Source organism: Weissella cibaria KACC 11862 (genome assembly GCF_000193635.1).
GTDB lineage: Bacteria > Bacillota > Bacilli > Lactobacillales > Lactobacillaceae > Weissella > Weissella cibaria.
The window spans coordinates 1-16,954 of the sequence record NZ_AEKT01000020.1 but is presented as its reverse complement, the minus strand read 5'-3'; the positions used below and the strand labels follow the sequence as shown (position 1 = coordinate 16,954).

The window sequence follows — 16,954 nt, the reverse complement described above, 5'->3', positions numbered from 1 at the left end:
TAATAGACATGACAGAAACAGTATATCCAAACTTAATTGACCGTTTTGTGCGTTACGCAAAGGTCAACACGCGTTCAAACGAAGAGTCGACGACGGTGCCATCAGATCCAAAGGAAGTTGCTTTTTTGGCTGATTTGGCAACAGAACTAAAGGACTTGGGACTAGAAAACGTTCGTACTATGGCTGACGGTTATGTATTTGCTGAATTAGCAGCGAACACAGATGCTGATGTGCCAACGATTGGGTTTATTTCTCACGTTGATACGGCTGACTTCAACTCAGAAAACGTTAACCCACAATTCGTTGAAAACTATGATGGTCAATCAGATATCAAGTTGAACGAAGAGTACACGTTGTCACCAGCTGATTTCCCATCATTGAAGAAGTATGCGGGTCACACGTTGATTACGTCTGATGGGACGACTTTGTTGGGTGCGGACGATAAGTCTGGGGTTGCTGAAATTGTGTCAGCAGCCGAATACTTGATTGCTAACCCTGATATCAAGCATGGTAAGGTTGTGTTCGGCTTTGGCCCAGACGAGGAAATTGGTATTGGTGCCGATAACTTCCACGTGGCTGAATTCGGTGCTGATTTTGCTTACACGGTCGATGGTGGTCCATTGGGCGAGTTGGAATGGGAAACTTTCTCAGCTGCTGCAGCAACAATCAAGATTCAAGGTCGTAACGTACACCCTGGTTCAGCCAAGGACACGATGGTCAATGCGTTGCAAGTTGCCATGGATTTGCACGCAGCTTTGCCAGTCGGAGACCGTCCTGAATTGACAGAAGGTCGTCAAGGGTTCTTCCACATCTTGAAGTTGACTGGTACGCCAGAAGAAGCTGAAATGGCTTACATCATTCGTGATCACGATCGCGTTATTTTTGAGCAACGTAAGCAAATTTTGCGTGATATCGTCGAAAAGATGAATGGTGAGTTCGGTCTTGAGCGTATTAAGCTTGAGATGAATGACCAATACTACAATATGGGTGAGATTCTTAAGGATGATATGACGCCGGTAGATTTGGCTGAAGCCGCCATGAAGGCATTGGATATTAAGCCAGTTATTGAGCCAGTTCGTGGTGGTACGGATGGTTCAAAGATTACGTTCTTGGGCTTGCCTACACCAAACTTGTTTGCTGGTGGTGAGAACATGCACGGTCGTTATGAATATGTGTCAACAAAGGTGATGAACCAAGCGGTTGACACAATTTTGAAGATTATTGAATTGAATAACAAGTAATCAATGTTGATTAAAAGTCGGGTATGCCTATTAATGGCCTGCCTGGCTTTTTTTGATTGTCAATCCTTCAGCATCTTCTGGAATGGACTAGTCATGATAACGCTTACATGTTATAATTAGTCCAATAAATTGGATGATATCCATTGCAAACAGGGAGCACATGAAATATGGCAAAAACATTGGCAATTAACGCGGGATCTTCTTCATTGAAGTTTCAACTACTAGATATGCCGGCCGAAACGGTCATCGCGAAGGGACAAGTTGAACGAATTGGCTTGCCTGAGAGTGTCTTTACAATGAAGTTTAATGGGGAAAAAACTGAAATTGTGCGCGATATTGCCGATCACAAAGCAGCTATTGAAGAGATGCTGGAACAGTTCCGCACACAAAATGTCGCAGATAAGAGCGAAATCACCGGTGTCGGTCACCGTGTTGTGGCAGGTGGTGAATGGTTCAACAAATCAGTGATTGTTGACGATGAGGTACTCCATAAGATTCATCGTTTGGCTGATTATGCACCGTTGCATAATCCAGCGAATGCGACGGGAATTGAAGTGTTCCAAGAACTCTTGCCCGACGCGGTTTCAGTCGCGGTGTTTGATACGGCATTCCACCAGACGTTGCCTCGTGAAAACTATTTGTACCCATTGCCATACGAGTACTACACGAAGTATGGGGCACGTAAGTACGGGGCGCACGGAACTTCACATCGCTATGTCGCTGAACGCGCAGCTGATATGATGGGCAAGCCATTGTCAGAGTTAAAGCTGATTACGTTGCACTTAGGTGCTGGGGCATCGATTACGGCAATTAAAGATGGTAAGTCATTTGATACCTCAATGGGCTTCACGCCATTGGCTGGTTTGATGATGGCGACGCGTTCAGGTGACGTTGACCCATCTTTGATTTACTACATTCAAGAGCGTGAGGGTCTTTCAAACGCTGAAATGTTGCGTATTTTGAACAATAAGTCAGGGTTGCTTGGCGTTTCGACGTTGTCGTCAGACATGCGTGACTTAGAAGAAGTGGCTGATACAAATGAACACGCAAAGTTGGCACTTGATATGTTCTTGAATCGTGTGGTGCGCTACCTTGGCCAGTACACATTTGAAATGGGTGGTGTTGATGGTATTGTCTTCACAGCTGGTATCGGTGAGAATGCCGCTAATGTGCGTGAGGATATTATTGCGCGTCTAAAGTTCCTTGGCATTGAAATGGATAAGGAAGCAAACAATGTTCGTGGTGTAGAGCGTATTATCTCAACACCCGAATCAAGTGCAACTGTGTTGTTAGTCCCAACCAATGAAGAACTAGAAATTGCCCGTGATGTTGAACGTCTTAAGGCACAAGCAGGCAAGTAAAATTTAAGGTTCGCCAGGTATACTTTGTATATGAATAAGGGGGACATTAAATGCTAACAATTTTGATAATTGCAGCAATCGGCTTTTGGTTTTACGGTAAGCACCGTTTGAAGCGCGTTGTTGTTAAAGCGGATCATGTGACGCCATTTGATAAAATGAGGGCCTCAGCCAATCGAACAAACGTCTTTGACGGCCAGTTTGAAGAAATCCGGACAACTAAAATGAAGTAAACCTTAATGAGACGACAAGAAAACGTTCAGGTGCTAGGCGCATCTGAACGTTTTTTGTACAATGGAACTATTGATTTAAACGAGGTGATAGCATGCAACAATGGTGGCAACGAAAATTTGTTTTAGGCGCTGGGTTAATTGGCGCGATTATTTTAATGTTAGAGAGTGTTATCGCAACATTTGTTTGGCCCACGTATAAATTAGCGAAATACCCATTAGCGGTGCTGACTGCCCCGGATGCGATGTATGCAAGTGGCTTTCACGGGTTAGAGTTAGTGGCGGGGCTATTAATATTATTAACTTTGGTTGCTGTGTGGCGTTTTGCCCGATATGAGCAAGACAAAACGTTGTCTGCAGCAATGCAACAATTATTGATTGTCTGGTTAGCAGCCGTGATTTTACAGTTAGTTTGGCCGTTGAATTCGATCACAGAGGCAGTGTTAGCACGTGGCGTAATTGTCCGTGATGTTGTGTTTGGTGGCTTGGTGATTGTACTTATTTGGTCGCTCTGGCGCGTTGCGATTGCTAGTGTGCGCCGCGAAATGGATTCTTTAGCTAATGGGTTGAAGTTGCTAACAATTCTTTTCGGTTTGTTTCATGTCTTGCAATTTGTTGTGCCACTATTAGGCTGGCCATTGGCAGGGTTCTTTGATGTCTTAGCACTTGATGTCTTAGCAGCTGGTTTTGGCCTAATGAGTTGGTATTTTATGCGCTTGGCGGACTGATGATCTCTGGTAATCAGGTATCGTGACAGAAGTGTGCCTTTTTTCAACCGCTCAAAATTCAGGGTGCTATACTTTAATTGTTGAAAGAGATGAAACAATTAAATTGAATGAATTCAGACAAAATCTGAAGGAGGAAGAAATCATGTATTTGACAATTACTGATGCTGCATTGGAGAAGATTAACCCTATTTTGAAGGCCGAGCCTGGTCGCCGTTTGGTGATGATGTATGAAGATGGTGTGTCACCATATTCACACCACGGTGAGGTTGCCATGCAAGTTTCATTCGTGTTTGCCATTATTCGTGAGGACCAACCTTTGTTACCATGGTTCGACGAAACAATCGATTCAAACATCGGACCATTGCCAATCAAGGGTTACTCAAAGGACTACATGATTCCTAACATGGTTTTGGATGTTAAGAAGTTTGGCGGGGTTGTGTTGCGCGGAGATTCAGGTGTCATTGATGATACGCCTGAGATTCGTGACGAAACAGCTACTGTGACAGATTAATTAAACTCATAAAAGCCACCAATCCTGATTCAAGAGCTGAGGATTGGTGGCTTTTTAAGTATCCTGTGGATTTATTTAACGTTTGTTGGGCGACTAAAAATGCGTCAAGTAAAATTACTTGTCACTTTTTTGGTCAAAACACTTGATATTTGCGAACAAACTGTGTAATATAATTATTTGTAATTTACTAGCTATATTGTAACGGCGCAAGCTTGGGGATTAGCCCAATGCAGCTAATCCTGTCGTTCAAATTAGTGGTGAGGGGCACCTCACAAATTAAATTCAAGGAGTTATGTTAATGCGCATTAACATTTTGTTAGAAGCCGCCGAAACTGGTGAGCGTATCTACCTAACTTCTAAGAACCGTCGTAACACACCAGACCGCTTGGAGTTGAAGAAGTACTCTCCAAAGTTGCGTCGTGTTACTGTGTTCAAGGAGGTTAAGTAATCATGGCTAAGAAGTCAAAGATCGCTAAGGCTAAGAAGATTGAAGCAACTGTCGAGAAGTACGCTGAGAAGCGTGCTGCCTTGAAGGCTGCTGGTGACTACGTAGGTTTGTCAAAGTTGCCTCGCAACGCCTCACCTGTACGTATGCACAACCGTGATAAGATTGATGGACGTCCTCACGCTTACATGCGCGAGTTCGGAATGTCACGTTTGAACTTCCGTCAATTGGCACACAAGGGCTTGATCCCTGGTGTTAAGAAGGCTTCTTGGTAATCTGCATTTTACCTTAAGTCTTAAAGAAAGCATCTACGTTTGACGTAGATGCTTTTTTTTACGCCATTATGGTATGATTTAGAAAAATCGGAATGGTAGGCTAAAGAGATGAATAATGATGTTGAAGTGATGCTATATGTGACGGATGTGGACCGGGAGGCGAAATTCTGGCAATCGGTGGGTTTTGTCGAGCGTGATCGCCAAGATATGGGAGCGACAGAAATGGTGCAAATGGCGCCTAGTGAAGATGGCGCTTTTGCGTTTAACATTTTTGATTTGACGTTTATTAAAGAAAATTCCCCTGAGGTAGCAGATAATGTGCCATCAGTGATGTTGCATTCCGACGATATTGAGACTTTGTACGAAAAAATGCAAAGTCTAGGGATTGAGACAGGGGAACTAGTTGAGATGGGACTGCAAAAAGTCTTTAATTTCGCCAATCCAGACGGCTTGTACTTTGGAGTGTCGGGCATCTAATATAAGTTATGCCCTTAACTATTAATGCCAAATAAGTAAAATTTAATACATTATTAATACGTTTTCCGAAATAAAAGAGTAGAATGACGTTAGTATCTAATTTTAGTTGAGGTGTATTGCAGAGATGTTAGAAAAAACTGTTTTAAGTAAGCTTTTAGCAAATGCCTTTGACATGCCAGTTATGGTGACATACTGGGATGGCAAGACTGAAAACTATGGCGAGGGCCTTCCAAAGGTCCACATTAAGTTAAATAAAAAATTGGATATGAAGACGCTGGCTAAAATGCCAACGTTGACTTTGTCTGAGGCTTATATGAGTCGTGACATTGAAATTGAAGGTAGTATTCAAGAATTGATTGCGTCGGCTTATCGTAAGTCAGGTAGTTTTCTAACGAACCAAAGTGGGTTTAAGGGAACTTTGACGAAGATGATGCACGGCCACGATAAGCAATCATCTAAGGAAGATATTCATAGTCACTATGATATCGGAAATGATTTCTACAATAAGTGGCTAGACAAGACGATGACCTATTCAGCTGCTTATTGGGCGCGTGATGATATGACGCTTGAAGAAGCGCAAGTTGCCAAGGTGCACCACATCTTGGATAAGTTGCATGCTGAACCTGGTAAGAAGTTATTGGATATCGGTTCAGGGTGGGGAACGTTGATTATTACGGCCGCCCAAGAGTATGGCTTAGATGCCTATGGTGTGACTTTGTCTGAAGAGCAATATGCCCTAACGCAAGAGCGTGTTAAGGAATTGGGTCTTGAAGATAAGGTGCACGTCATGTTGATGGATTACCGTGATATCAAGGATATGCAATTTGACTACATTACATCAGTCGGTATGTTTGAGCACGTTGGAAAAGAGAACCTTGGTGAGTACTTTAAGAAGGTTGCTGAGTACCTAGTGCCTAATGGACGTGCATTGATTCACGGTATCACAGGACAACACTATGGTGCTGGTGTCGATCCGTTTATCCAAAAGTATATCTTCCCAGGTGGTTATATTCCAAACATTGCTGAAAATGTGACACACATTATGGAAGCTGGTTTGCAAATGGATGATATTGAGCCATTGCGACGCCACTACCAAAAGACGTTGGAAGCGTGGACGGCAAATTACCACAACGTGTATGACGAGACGATTGCTGAGCATGGTGAGCCATTTGCTCGGGCATGGGACTTGTATTTGCAAGGTAGTGCGGCGTCATTTGAAGCGGGTAACATTGACGTTATTCAATTCTTGATGACAAAGGGACCTGCAGGGCAAGGGTTGCCAATGACGCGTGCATTCATGACAGCGCGAGAAGCTTAATAATATGATTTAACAAGAGACACTTAGCTTTAGGTTAAGTGTCTTTTTTGTGACAAAATTACACTTATATATCGTAAGCGATTACATAAAACGATTCGCTTTCTCCTTACAAAACAAAAGTAATATGATAGATGCTGAGTTTTCAAGGAGAGAAAAACAATGCGATTCATTAAAGTTGTACTTGCAACGTCACTGACAGTGGCTTCACTGCCGTTTGGGCAGTCTGTGCACGCTGTGACTTGGGAGTACAGTAATTTAGATTCACAAGGCGAAGTAGTGGCCTATTCTGCCGATTACCCCGCGCAAACAGCTCAAGCGGCTGCCTATTGGAATAGTTTAGCTGGCGCAACTGTTGTTCAGGTTACAAGCGATCCAGCTGCGGCGACTGTTAAAGTTGAAAAACAAGAGACGGCAACAGGGGATTCCGATCCAAACGTTGCGTTAACATATGCGCCTGATGGGATTACAGATGTTTATCCAGCTCGAATTGCGACGCAAGGGGTTGATTTACAAACGGTTATTACCCATGAAATGGGGCATTCGTTAGGGTTGAATCATGATTCAAATTCAACCTTGATGGCCCCAGCGGGCGGCCAGTTGGGTGGTCAAGCGCATGATTATGAAGCCTTAAAGGCAGATTTGGCATCACACGGATGTGAAATTGATAATGCAGCATTTGATGCACCGCAGTCTACATCCGTCGCAGAAAGTTCGGCGGTAACAGAATCAGCGTCGGTTAGTGCACCCGTATCATCGGCAATAACAAGTGACCGGGCGATGTCATCGACTAAGAACCGTGCGTCATCTGCAATGACCGTCGCTACTGAGTCAACGGCAACAAGTAAGGCGGTAGTGTCCGCTGCGGCAACGTCATTGAGTCGTGCGACAAGCGTCTCTGAGGCAAGTTCAAGTCAAAGTAGTCAATCATCTGTCTCGACACCAGAACGCATTACAGCGAAGACATTGGCTTCTGAGAGCAAGACAACAACATTGCGTCAAACGGTAGCAGATACAACAGCTGTCGTAAAACAAACGGTAGTTGAAGTGGTCGCAGTAATGGTTGCGGCTGTTGCGGGTGTGACAGCCGCTATTGCGCGCTTTCAACGGCAACATATTGATCGTTAAAGATTGATACATCGATCAGGTTGATAAAAAGAAATAAAAACGGCATGTCAGTTTTTTAAGGCATGCCGTTTTTGCGCGTTTGATAGTATCGCAAGTGGCAACTCATTGATATGATAGCGCTATCAATCATAGGAGGTGCTCCAATGTTCTTAGCTTGGCGTGAAATTAAAAAAGAGAAAATGCGATACGGGCTAGTTATCACGGTCGTCATGTTAATTAGTTACCTCGTCTTTGTGCTCTGTGCATTGGCGATGGGACTAGCACGTGAAAATACAGTGGCAATCGAGAGCTGGCAAATTAAATCAGCCGTAATGACACGGGATGCAAATGGTAATGCTGGTCAATCCTTGTTAACTGAGCAAGAAGCGCGGTCATTACAGCAAAAGCGTGGCGCAGCAATTTTAGGAATTACGCCGACAACGATGAAACGTGCCGGACATCGTGAGTCAGTCCAGTTTATTGGGTTGCATGCAAATGAATTTGTGAAGGACCGGTTGCAAGTTGTTAGTGGTCGGCTGCCACAGCATGCGGACGAAATTGCTGTTGATACGACGTTAAATCATGCACGGTACCCCCGCCACGAGACGGTGACATTAGGCTTATCAGCAACGCGTTATAAGATCGTTGGCTATGTCGCCCAAGCGCAGTACAATATGGCACCGGTTGTTTACGGTGATTTAGAAGCTTGGTCTTCAATCAAGGGTGTTTCAAATGATTATGCAGGAAGTTTAGCCGTTTATCGCGAGGATGCGCCGAATGTACCGCGTGAATTAGTGAACTATTCAACGAAGCAACTCATTGATAAACTACCTGGGTATGTGGCACAAAAAGCCACGTTTGGCTTGATGATCGGCTTTTTGGTTATCATTTCGATGATTATTATGACAATCTTCCTATATATTTTGACGATTCAAAAATTGCCTAATTTGGCGGTCTTACGTGCGCAAGGCATACCAAACCGTTTTTTGACTCGCAATACACTCTTCGAAACAGGAGTAATTGTGATGTCGGCGGTGGTCATTGGGGGTGGATTGGCCGTGATGACCTTAACCCTATTACCAGATACTGTGCCGGTGTATATCAGTTGGCCTGTTACGGGACTAATTGCGCTAGGGCTGTTGCTGACGGGGCTGTTAGGAACCATCGTACCAATTCGGTTGATTAGTAAAATTGACCCAGCAAGTGTGATTGGAGGGTAATCATGACAAAGGAAGTGTTAGCAGTTCGCCATGTAACAAAACGGTTTGGCCAGGGAGAAAATCAAGTCGTGGCGTTACAAGATGCGTCGATGTCAGTCCGTGCGAGTGAAGTTGTGTTGATTATCGGTCCTTCGGGATCTGGTAAGAGCACGCTCTTGACGATTTTAGGAGGGTTGCAAACACCGACTGAAGGTGAGGTGCGCTTGATGAACGAAGATTTACAAGCATTAACGCAACGCGATTTAGAGAAACTACGACTTGATAAAATTGGCTTCGTTTTACAAGCATACAATTTGGTGCCTTATTTGACGGTTGCCGATCAATTTAAGTTGGTTGATCAGGTAAAGAAAACGCCTAATGTAGCTGAAAAAACGTTTGAGCGTATTTTAAGACGTCTGGGTATCGTGGCCATGACGCACCGATATCCAGACGAATTGTCAGGTGGTCAAAAGCAACGGGTGGCGTTGGCACGGGCGCTATATGCGGATCCAACAATTATTTTGGCTGATGAACCGACAGCTGCGTTAGATAGTGAGCGGGTAAACGAGGTCGGTCAACTGCTGGCTGAAATTGCACACCAACAGCATAAAGCAGTTGTTGTGGTGACGCACGATATCCGATTACAGGAGTTTGCAGATCGGACGTATGAAATTGTCGACGGTCGCTTATCAGAAAAGAGTTGAGGCACTTACTTTTGCCCACTTGACGGCGCCAAGAGAAGCTTAGTAACATATGAGCATGAGAAAATTACAAGGAACCACCATTTGGTATGGCATCGCCTTTTTGATCATGGCGGTGCTTTTTTATTCGAGTAGTCAAACCTATGCCCAACAGAGTCAAATTGGTACGTTGCACCATGTGTTGGCAAACGAACCCTTAAAGGATGTTTTCGCTCAGTTCCCGATTCATTACGGTGGGGATGTGACGGACGCATCGCAAAATTATTTTAAATATGTTGAGTTTTTTTATGCGTAAGTTTGCGCATTTTAGCACTTACTTTATTCTTGGAATGGCTTGGTACATGGCTATTCATAAACAACTCGGTAATTGGTTCATTGCTGCTTTCATTGCGTGGCAGGCTGCAACGGGGTATGCTGGCCTGGATGAATTCCATCAGTCTTTGACGGGTGGTCGGTCACCAATGTTTGCGGATGTGATGCTTGATAGCGCTGGCGCGTTAACGGCGGTTATTTTGACTGTTGTCATACAAGCGATTTGGCGTCGAATTCACGCTTGAACGGAAAGGGAAACTCCCTTAATATAAGAGTATGAGAACAAGAGACAGTAATAAAATAAAAGCATTAGAAGATGCGACATATGACCTCGTTGAAGAAGCGGGTATTGCGAATTTTAGTATTAATAAATTGGCTAAGCGAGCAGGTGTTTCGGTTGCCACAGCTTACATCTATTACGCAAATAAAGCAGATTTACTGGGGCAGCTATTTGAAAAAGTTCAGACATTGTTAGTGGGGAGTATTGCGGTGCCTGACGATGACCAGACACCACAAGAACAATTCGAAGTCGTGATGCGAGCGTACGCACAAACATTTGAGCAGCATCCCAAGCAAGTTGCCTTTATGGCAACGTTGGTAGCGAATCCAGAATTCCTGCCAACGGAGATTCAGGGGGAAGGATCTTTGCTGGGACCGGCAATGTTAACTGTTATTAAGCGCGCATACCAGCAACAACTATTGATGACGGCTAATGTGGATATTATTGTTGCGCAGTCATTGCAACCGATGCAGTGGTTATTGCAATCGCGTTTGCGTAATGGGTTAACAGTTTCTAATGATGAATTAACTGAGTTGATTGCGTTAGCATCGCGGGCACTATTTAAATAATAAACCTTAAGAAAGCCGACTTTGATTGTCATCAATCAAGGTCGACTTTTTGTATCAGGTTAAATATTATGAATTCGCTTACTTTTCCGATATACTAGATAATGTAATTGATTTTGAGAGCTCAATTATATCTAAACAATCGCATATTTCCACGGGAGGAAAGATTTTATGACAACGTATGATTATGATGTGTTGTATATCGGTAGTGGCCACGGTACATTTGACGGGGCAATTCCGTTGGGAGCGAAAGGGAAGAAGGTTGGTGTTGTTGAACAGGATTTGGTCGGTGGAACCTGCCCAAATCGTGGCTGCAACGCAAAAATTGTATTAGATTCACCAGTGGCTTTCCAACGCCATATGGAAGATGTTCACGGCGTTGTGACAGGTGACGTTAAGATTGATTGGCCTGCTAATCAAGCGCACAAGCACGATGTTATTGATGGTTTGCCAGCATTCATCCAAGGTTTGTTGGATTCAACTGATGTTGATGTGTTGTTTGGTCGTGGAACGTTGGCAGATGCCCACACAGTGATGGTTAATGGTGAGGCTAAGACGGCAGACAAGATTGTCATTGCGACAGGATTGCGTCCAAACCGTCTGACAATCCCAGGTGCAGATTTAGCGCATGATTCTTCAGATTTCTTGAATTTGAGTGACATGCCAAACCGAGTGACAATTATTGGTGCGGGTTATATTGCAATGGAATTTGCAACAATGGCAAATGCTGCTGGTGCAGAAGTCACTGTTTTGATGCGCGGCACACAGGCACTCCGCGCTTACCACCAACCGTTCGTAGAACAAATCATTGCTGATTTGACATCACGTGGCGTTGTATTCGATCGTGACACACAAGTTGATGCTATTGTGCAGGGCGCAGATGGCCTAGTTGTGCGTGGTGCTGATTTGGCGGTTGAAACAGATTGGGTCTTAGACGCAACTGGCCGTATTCCGAATGTCGAAGAGCTTGGCTTGGAAACAGTTGGCGTTAGTTATAATGCAAAGGGAATTGTCGTTGACGATTACTTGCGGACGACGGTACCAAATATTTATGCGTCAGGTGACGTGATTGATAAGGTACAACCTAAATTAACGCCAACGGCCATTTTTGAGTCACTTTACCTGATGCATACGTTTGCCGGTGAAACGACAGATCCAATCGTGTATCCAGTAATTCCGTCTGTTGTCTTTACGTCACCACGTTTGGCACAGGTTGGGGTAACGGTGGCTGAAGCTGAGGCTAATCCTGAATTGTACACGATGGTCCAAAATCACATTCCAGATGATTGGTACCGCCAAGTTGATCAAGAAAAGATTGGTGACAACATTTTAATTTTTGATCAAGCACACAAGCTGGTTGGTGCAACGGAAGTGTCACATAAGGCAGATGATGTCATTAATGCTTTGTTGCCAGCCATTGAGTTTAAATTTGGTCAAGCTGAAATTGAGCGTATGGTACATTTGTTCCCATCAATTGCATCGTCTGCATGGGGCCAATTGTAATTAGTAATTAAAAATTTGTTCTGATAAAAAAGACCCCGTTGCTGGTTAGGCAACGGGGTCTTTTAGTACCATACATTTCTGTAAATGGTAGGTACAATCGCTTGGTGTATCGCAACAGCAAACAACAATTTGTTTTGTAAAAGTGTTCTGCTAGTTCGTGTAGTTGTTTATAGCACGATGCATCAAGTTTATTCTATGAGATTGGTTTAAAAGGTTAATTTGGTATAAATGAATTCAGTCTTACAATAGGGTGATGATTTCCATCAAAATTGGCACCACGATCACGAATAAGACTGTTGACGTTGTGACAACGTTTGTTGCATATTCAACATCACCCTTAGCTTCACCTACTAGGATTGGCAAAACAGCTAATCCAGGGGCGGCCGCTTGGATAATTAACGTTCCTTGCTCGACAGAAGGGATCGTCATATTGTGCTTGAACATCATCATGACAACAATCATGACGGCAGGCGCAAAGACGAAACGACCGAGTAAGGCAACGATGGTATCACGGTCAAAGTGGATTGACTTCAATCCAGCGTCGGCCAAGACGATACCAATGTAAATCAATGACAGTGGCGTAACGACACCGCCGACCATTGAGAAAGTCTTATCAACAAGCGTTGGTAATGGCAAATCAAGTAGCAACCAGATCAAGGCAACGATAAACCCAAGCAATGGGGCAGGTAACAACTTTTTCCAGTTAAACTTTTGCGCAACGTCAGACTTTGGTCCGTCATTTGAAACGAAGAAAATACCAATAGCCCACGTTGAAACGGTGTTTGCTAGGTAGTAAACCAGGAAGAATGACAATGAATGGTTACCAAACAAGGCCAAATTCAAAGGCAATCCAATAAAAATCGTGTTTGCATTAACAAACATGTTAATAAACGTACCACGACGGCCTTCGCGAACCTTCAAAATCTTTGTTAACAGCCAAGCTACCAAGTAACCAAAAGCAAAAGAAATAATAACAAAAATCAGTGATCCAGAAAGGGATAGTAACTTTGAGCGGGTCAAGTTGTCCAAAACACCTACGAAAATGTTTAAGGGCAATGCGACCTTCATAATCAAAAATTCAATATCGTGCTTGAATGAGTCTTGAAACTTACCGCCGTTGCGGAGGAAGAAACCCAAAGCAATCACGAAAATAATCTCAACAACAGATGAGATTGAAGTTAGCAATGCAGACATCTTAAATGACTCCTATGTGCGATTAGTATTCAGGCGTCCATTGAGCAGCCTTAACAGCAGCTTCAACGTCGTCGATTTCAACTTGATTCAAACCTTCAGCAATTGCTTGCTTAGCCACAGCAACCGCAACACGGAATGACATTTCTGACAAACGTGAAACAGGTGGCAAAACAGGGGCACCGGGTTGTGAGGCATCAACCATACCACCCAAAGCGTGGGCAGCAGCTGAAATCATACCATCTGACAAAACCTTAGCCCTAGCAACAATCGTACCCAATCCCAAACCAGGGTAAACCAACATGTTGTTAGCTTGTCCAATTTCGTAAGTGACACCGTTTGAAGCCGTAACAGGGTCAACAGGCACACCGGTTGCAACCAATGCCTTACCATCTGACCACTTGATCAAATCATCTGGCATTGCTTCGTGCAACTTCGTAGGGTTTGACAATGGGAAGATCTTTGGGTGATCCGTGTTAGCAACCATTGCTTCAACGACTTCCTTAGTAAATGAACCAGGGTTAGTTGACGTACCAACCAAAACAGTTGGCTTAACAGCCTTAACAACTGACAACAAGTCCGTCAACTCGTCAGCGTTCTCAAATTCTGAACGTGAACGGGCGAATGGCTTTTGCTCAGGTGTCAACGTTTCGTCATCGTCGAACAACAATCCTTGACGGTCAACCATGTAGAAGTGCTTACGAGCTTCTTCTTCTGACAAACCTTGTTGCATAAACTCAGCCAAGACACGGTTAGCAATACCCGTACCAGCTGAACCACCACCGTACGTCAAGTACGTTTGTGACTTGATGTCTTCACCAGTAATAGCCAAGGCACCCAAAACAGCTGACGTCACAACGATTCCAGTACCTTGAATGTCATCGTTAAACGTTGGCCAGTCATTCTTGTACGTGTTCAAAATCTTCGTTGCCGTTGAACGACCGAAGTCTTCGAAGTGCAAGTACATCTCTGGGAACAATGATTGCGCCGTCTTAACGAATTTATCAATGAACTCAAAGTATTGGTCACCACGAACACGTTCGTGACGGTTTCCCAAGTATAGTGGGTCTGCCAACAATTCCTTGCGGTTCGTACCAGCATCAACAGAAACTGGCAAAACTGAGGCAGGGTCGATACCCGCGGCAGCTGTGTAAACCATCAACTTACCAACGGCAATATCAACACCTTGAACCCCCCAGTCACCGATTCCCAAGATACCCTCAGCATCGGTAGCAACCAATAACTTAATGTCACGGCCATCAGCAGCGTTCTTCAACGTTGCTTCGATGTTCTCTGGGTGGTTGATGTCCAAGAATGCAGCGTTCTGTGGGTTAACGAACAATGCTGAATAGTTCTCAATCGTGTCGGCAATTGTTGGATCGTAGACAACGGGCATGAACTCAGCGACGTGTTGATCAACCAAGTAGTAGAACAACGTACGGTTCGTGTCGAACAACGTTGAAAGGAAAATACGCTTTTCAACGTCATTAACCTTTGTTAGATATTGGGCATAAGCTTGGTCAGCTTGCTCTTGAATCGTTTGAACGTGGGCTGGCAACATACCAGTCAAGCCAAATTCTTCGCGTTCTGCCTCAGTGAAGGCAGTCCCCTTATTTAGGAAGGGGTTATTCAAAATTTCTTGTCCACGCATGTGTAAACATCTCCCTACAAAAAATAAATAATAAATTCTCAACGCTGACAACCTTACGCCTTATAAAAATATATAGTCAAATAACCATGGTATAATAAAAATAATTTATAAGCGTAGGGGATTTCGGATGAATTTGAAAGATTTAACTTATTTTGCGGCATTGGCAGAGCAAAAACAGTTTACGGCTGTATCTGAACAATTTGGGGTGACCCAACCAACGATTTCATATGCGTTAAAACGTTTGGAAGAGGAGTTCGAATCGGCACTGATCGTCCGAGATACCACTAAAAAATCGGTTGTCCTGACAAAAACCGGTCAGTTGGTTTATGAACTGGCAGTCAAAATTAGGCGAGAAATTGCTTTTACAAAGGAAGAGGTTGCATTACAGTCAATTGAGAAATTACGTTTTGGGTTGCCACCGATTATTGGTATGTATTACTTTCGAGATTTACTTAAAAAATTGGGCGTGTTAGAACTATTACCCTATTTGGAGACGGTTGAAATGGGGAGTGCTGACTTGATGTCGCAAATTAAGACAGGCCAGTTAGATTTTGGCATGGTTAGTTCAGTCGATCCGATACGTATTAGCGGGGTGACGGCAACCAAAATTGCCTCATTTCCATTTGTGTTTGCGACTGGCGATGCGACGAAACCGGACAGTATGTATTTCGATGAAATCGGGGCTGAGGAATTTGTTATGCTGGATGAAGGGTTTGTGCATAGCCGTATTTTTAAACGGTTAACCGAAATCAGCGACACGCATCCGAAAATTCTGTTTCAAACCTCAAACCCTGAGACGTTGAAAAATGTGTTGCGAGATGGTGTGGGGATGAGTTTTATTACGGCTTTGGCACTAACGCAAAATGCAACCGGGCTAAAGCAGATTGATATTTTGGACGTCGATATGCCAACTTTTGATATCTATTTATTGTCACGGGATCGAGCTGAAGTGGGGCCAATGTCACAAGCAATTTTGCGGGTCATTCGTGATGAGTGGCAATGTTAAGACTTGAAATGCCCTTTTTACAACACTTCTGGCCTTCGTTTCGTTAATATAATTGTATTAACTAACGAAGAGGCGAATGATATGTATGAAGGTAAAGTAATTTTGGTCGCTGGCGGGACAGGCGCGGTCGGCGAAGGAATTGTAAAGTACTTAGCCGAAAATGGCGCTACCGTTCTGGTGCCCACTCGCTCTGAAGACAAGGCGCTTGACGCGCTGGGGTATGTTGACCAACCATACCGGAAGAATGTCTTTTACTTATTTGGCGATATTTCGGATGAAGCAGATGCACAAAAGATGCACGATGTGATTGTTGATCACTTTGAACAATTGGATGGCATGGTATCGTCACTAGGTGGATGGTGGCAAGGTGCTGCTTTGACGGATATTACGAAGGCAGAATGGGAAGAATTGATGCAGGGCTTGCTTACAGCCCACTTTGTAGCTAGCAAGACTTTGATGCCTTTGTTACGTCAGGGTTCGAACTATACATTTATTAGTGGCGTGTCTGCTGAAGATGCTGCGTTTAGCAAATATTCTGGACCGGTTGCACCGGCCGGCGCAGCGGTTTTGATGTTGAGTGAGTTATATGCTGTTGAAATGGCAGGTCGCTTTAATGTGAATGCGTTGGTCCTTGGACCGGTAAATACACGTGTGCGACCAACTTCTTATCGCAAAGACAGTTATGTTTCATCGAAGACGGTTGGCGAATTAATCGGTGCGTTGCACTTTGAGAATGTGAATCCAATTACTGGTGAACGCCTACGGGTACCAGATGTTGAGGCTGCTGCAAGCTATTTGGCGAAATGGCGCGGTTAATGGGGATGATATACAAAAAACCTGATGATCTTAAAGTCATCA

The 16,954-nt window shown here is 43.9% G+C and carries 18 protein-coding genes and 1 pseudogene; 17 read left to right on the top strand and 2 right to left on the bottom strand.

Features of this window, described 5'->3' with window-relative positions:
- Nucleotides 1–8 precede the first annotated feature (8 nt).
- From pepT to ESE_RS0103975, 15 genes and pseudogenes are all read left to right on the top strand, one after another.
- Nucleotides 9–1,241, top strand: a complete 1,233-nt coding sequence (gene pepT, locus ESE_RS0104045) for a peptidase T (RefSeq protein ID WP_010371661.1) — start codon at nucleotides 9–11, stop codon at nucleotides 1,239–1,241.
- Between the two features lie 167 nt (nucleotides 1,242–1,408).
- Entirely contained in the window at nucleotides 1,409–2,602 is a 1,194-nt protein-coding gene (locus ESE_RS0104040) for an acetate/propionate family kinase (RefSeq protein WP_010371658.1), read from the top strand.
- Between the two features lie 50 nt (nucleotides 2,603–2,652).
- Nucleotides 2,653–2,832, top strand: coding sequence for a hypothetical protein (locus ESE_RS0104035; RefSeq protein WP_010371655.1), 180 nt, complete (start codon nucleotides 2,653–2,655; stop codon nucleotides 2,830–2,832).
- A gap of 92 nt (nucleotides 2,833–2,924) precedes the next feature.
- Nucleotides 2,925–3,557, top strand: a complete 633-nt coding sequence (locus ESE_RS0104030) for a hypothetical protein (RefSeq protein ID WP_010371653.1) — start codon at nucleotides 2,925–2,927, stop codon at nucleotides 3,555–3,557.
- A gap of 142 nt (nucleotides 3,558–3,699) precedes the next feature.
- On the top strand, nucleotides 3,700–4,068 hold the full coding sequence (locus ESE_RS0104025) for an iron-sulfur cluster biosynthesis family protein (RefSeq protein WP_010371650.1): 369 nt from the start codon (nucleotides 3,700–3,702) through the stop codon (nucleotides 4,066–4,068).
- Between the two features lie 298 nt (nucleotides 4,069–4,366).
- Nucleotides 4,367–4,516 carry a 50S ribosomal protein L33 gene (gene rpmG / locus ESE_RS0104020; protein ID WP_002827335.1) on the top strand — a complete coding sequence of 50 codons (150 nt, stop codon included), beginning with the start codon at nucleotides 4,367–4,369 and terminating at the stop codon, nucleotides 4,514–4,516.
- Between the two features lie 2 nt (nucleotides 4,517–4,518).
- The gene (rpsN, locus tag ESE_RS0104015) at nucleotides 4,519–4,788 is read left to right on the top strand and encodes a 30S ribosomal protein S14 (RefSeq protein ID WP_010371640.1); all 270 of its coding nucleotides are present in this window, start codon (nucleotides 4,519–4,521) and stop codon (nucleotides 4,786–4,788) included.
- Between the two features lie 108 nt (nucleotides 4,789–4,896).
- Nucleotides 4,897–5,265 carry a VOC family protein gene (locus ESE_RS0104010; protein ID WP_010371638.1) on the top strand — a complete coding sequence of 123 codons (369 nt, stop codon included), beginning with the start codon at nucleotides 4,897–4,899 and terminating at the stop codon, nucleotides 5,263–5,265.
- Between the two features lie 124 nt (nucleotides 5,266–5,389).
- Nucleotides 5,390–6,583, top strand: coding sequence for an SAM-dependent methyltransferase (locus tag ESE_RS0104005; protein WP_010371635.1), 1,194 nt, complete (start codon nucleotides 5,390–5,392; stop codon nucleotides 6,581–6,583).
- A gap of 159 nt (nucleotides 6,584–6,742) precedes the next feature.
- The gene (locus tag ESE_RS0104000) at nucleotides 6,743–7,708 is read left to right on the top strand and encodes a matrixin family metalloprotease (protein ID WP_010371631.1); all 966 of its coding nucleotides are present in this window, start codon (nucleotides 6,743–6,745) and stop codon (nucleotides 7,706–7,708) included.
- A gap of 143 nt (nucleotides 7,709–7,851) precedes the next feature.
- A complete protein-coding gene (locus ESE_RS0103995) occupies nucleotides 7,852–8,907 on the top strand; it encodes an FtsX-like permease family protein (protein ID WP_010371628.1) in 1,056 nt (351 codons plus the stop codon).
- A 2-nt stretch (nucleotides 8,908–8,909) separates the two neighbouring features.
- Nucleotides 8,910–9,590, top strand: a complete 681-nt coding sequence (locus ESE_RS0103990) for an ABC transporter ATP-binding protein (RefSeq protein WP_010371627.1) — start codon at nucleotides 8,910–8,912, stop codon at nucleotides 9,588–9,590.
- A 49-nt stretch (nucleotides 9,591–9,639) separates the two neighbouring features.
- Nucleotides 9,640–10,144 (top strand): annotated as a pseudogene (locus ESE_RS11400) (VanZ family protein).
- Nucleotides 10,145–10,175: 31 nt separating this feature from the next.
- Nucleotides 10,176–10,748, top strand: coding sequence for a TetR/AcrR family transcriptional regulator (locus tag ESE_RS0103980; protein WP_010371619.1), 573 nt, complete (start codon nucleotides 10,176–10,178; stop codon nucleotides 10,746–10,748).
- 168 nt (nucleotides 10,749–10,916) lie between these two features.
- Nucleotides 10,917–12,248 (top strand): dihydrolipoyl dehydrogenase family protein, encoded by a 1,332-nt coding sequence (locus tag ESE_RS0103975; RefSeq protein WP_010371616.1) that lies wholly within the window; start codon nucleotides 10,917–10,919, stop codon nucleotides 12,246–12,248.
- A gap of 240 nt (nucleotides 12,249–12,488) precedes the next feature.
- Here the strand turns inward: ESE_RS0103975 and ESE_RS0103970 are convergent, their stop codons facing one another.
- Both ESE_RS0103970 and ESE_RS0103965 read right to left on the bottom strand, forming a co-directional pair.
- On the bottom strand, nucleotides 12,489–13,442 hold the full coding sequence (locus ESE_RS0103970) for an AEC family transporter (RefSeq protein WP_010371612.1): 954 nt from the start codon (nucleotides 13,440–13,442) through the stop codon (nucleotides 12,489–12,491).
- A gap of 22 nt (nucleotides 13,443–13,464) precedes the next feature.
- On the bottom strand, nucleotides 13,465–15,090 hold the full coding sequence (locus ESE_RS0103965) for a malolactic enzyme (RefSeq protein WP_010371609.1): 1,626 nt from the start codon (nucleotides 15,088–15,090) through the stop codon (nucleotides 13,465–13,467).
- Between the two features lie 127 nt (nucleotides 15,091–15,217).
- Here ESE_RS0103965 and ESE_RS0103960 point away from each other — a divergent pair, with 127 nt between their 5' ends.
- Both ESE_RS0103960 and ESE_RS0103955 read left to right on the top strand, forming a co-directional pair.
- Nucleotides 15,218–16,096 (top strand): LysR family transcriptional regulator, encoded by an 879-nt coding sequence (locus tag ESE_RS0103960; RefSeq protein ID WP_010371606.1) that lies wholly within the window; start codon nucleotides 15,218–15,220, stop codon nucleotides 16,094–16,096.
- An 81-nt stretch (nucleotides 16,097–16,177) separates the two neighbouring features.
- Nucleotides 16,178–16,912, top strand: coding sequence for an SDR family NAD(P)-dependent oxidoreductase (locus ESE_RS0103955; RefSeq protein ID WP_010371602.1), 735 nt, complete (start codon nucleotides 16,178–16,180; stop codon nucleotides 16,910–16,912).
- Nucleotides 16,913–16,954: the final 42 nt, after the last annotated feature.

Excerpts from the sequence above, each read along its gene's own strand:
- rpmG (WP_002827335.1), top strand. The coding sequence starts at position 4,367 with ATGCGCATTAACATTTTGTTAGAAGCCGCCGAAACTGGTGAGCGTATC.
- ESE_RS0103965 (WP_010371609.1), bottom strand. The coding sequence starts at position 15,090 with ATGCGTGGACAAGAAATTTTGAATAACCCCTTCCTAAATAAGGGGACT.
- ESE_RS0103955 (WP_010371602.1), top strand. The coding sequence starts at position 16,178 with ATGTATGAAGGTAAAGTAATTTTGGTCGCTGGCGGGACAGGCGCGGTC.
- ESE_RS0103990 (WP_010371627.1), top strand. The coding sequence starts at position 8,910 with ATGACAAAGGAAGTGTTAGCAGTTCGCCATGTAACAAAACGGTTTGGC.
- ESE_RS0104030 (WP_010371653.1), top strand. The coding sequence starts at position 2,925 with ATGCAACAATGGTGGCAACGAAAATTTGTTTTAGGCGCTGGGTTAATT.
- ESE_RS0103970 (WP_010371612.1), bottom strand. The coding sequence starts at position 13,442 with ATGTCTGCATTGCTAACTTCAATCTCATCTGTTGTTGAGATTATTTTC.
- ESE_RS0104010 (WP_010371638.1), top strand. The coding sequence starts at position 4,897 with ATGAATAATGATGTTGAAGTGATGCTATATGTGACGGATGTGGACCGG.
- ESE_RS0103960 (WP_010371606.1), top strand. The coding sequence starts at position 15,218 with ATGAATTTGAAAGATTTAACTTATTTTGCGGCATTGGCAGAGCAAAAA.
- ESE_RS0104040 (WP_010371658.1), top strand. The coding sequence starts at position 1,409 with ATGGCAAAAACATTGGCAATTAACGCGGGATCTTCTTCATTGAAGTTT.
- pepT (WP_010371661.1), top strand. The coding sequence starts at position 9 with ATGACAGAAACAGTATATCCAAACTTAATTGACCGTTTTGTGCGTTAC.
- rpsN (WP_010371640.1), top strand. The coding sequence starts at position 4,519 with ATGGCTAAGAAGTCAAAGATCGCTAAGGCTAAGAAGATTGAAGCAACT.
- ESE_RS0104035 (WP_010371655.1), top strand. The coding sequence starts at position 2,653 with ATGCTAACAATTTTGATAATTGCAGCAATCGGCTTTTGGTTTTACGGT.
- ESE_RS0103975 (WP_010371616.1), top strand. The coding sequence starts at position 10,917 with ATGACAACGTATGATTATGATGTGTTGTATATCGGTAGTGGCCACGGT.
- ESE_RS0104000 (WP_010371631.1), top strand. The coding sequence starts at position 6,743 with ATGCGATTCATTAAAGTTGTACTTGCAACGTCACTGACAGTGGCTTCA.
- ESE_RS0103995 (WP_010371628.1), top strand. The coding sequence starts at position 7,852 with ATGTTCTTAGCTTGGCGTGAAATTAAAAAAGAGAAAATGCGATACGGG.
- ESE_RS0103980 (WP_010371619.1), top strand. The coding sequence starts at position 10,176 with ATGAGAACAAGAGACAGTAATAAAATAAAAGCATTAGAAGATGCGACA.
- ESE_RS0104025 (WP_010371650.1), top strand. The coding sequence starts at position 3,700 with ATGTATTTGACAATTACTGATGCTGCATTGGAGAAGATTAACCCTATT.
- ESE_RS0104005 (WP_010371635.1), top strand. The coding sequence starts at position 5,390 with ATGTTAGAAAAAACTGTTTTAAGTAAGCTTTTAGCAAATGCCTTTGAC.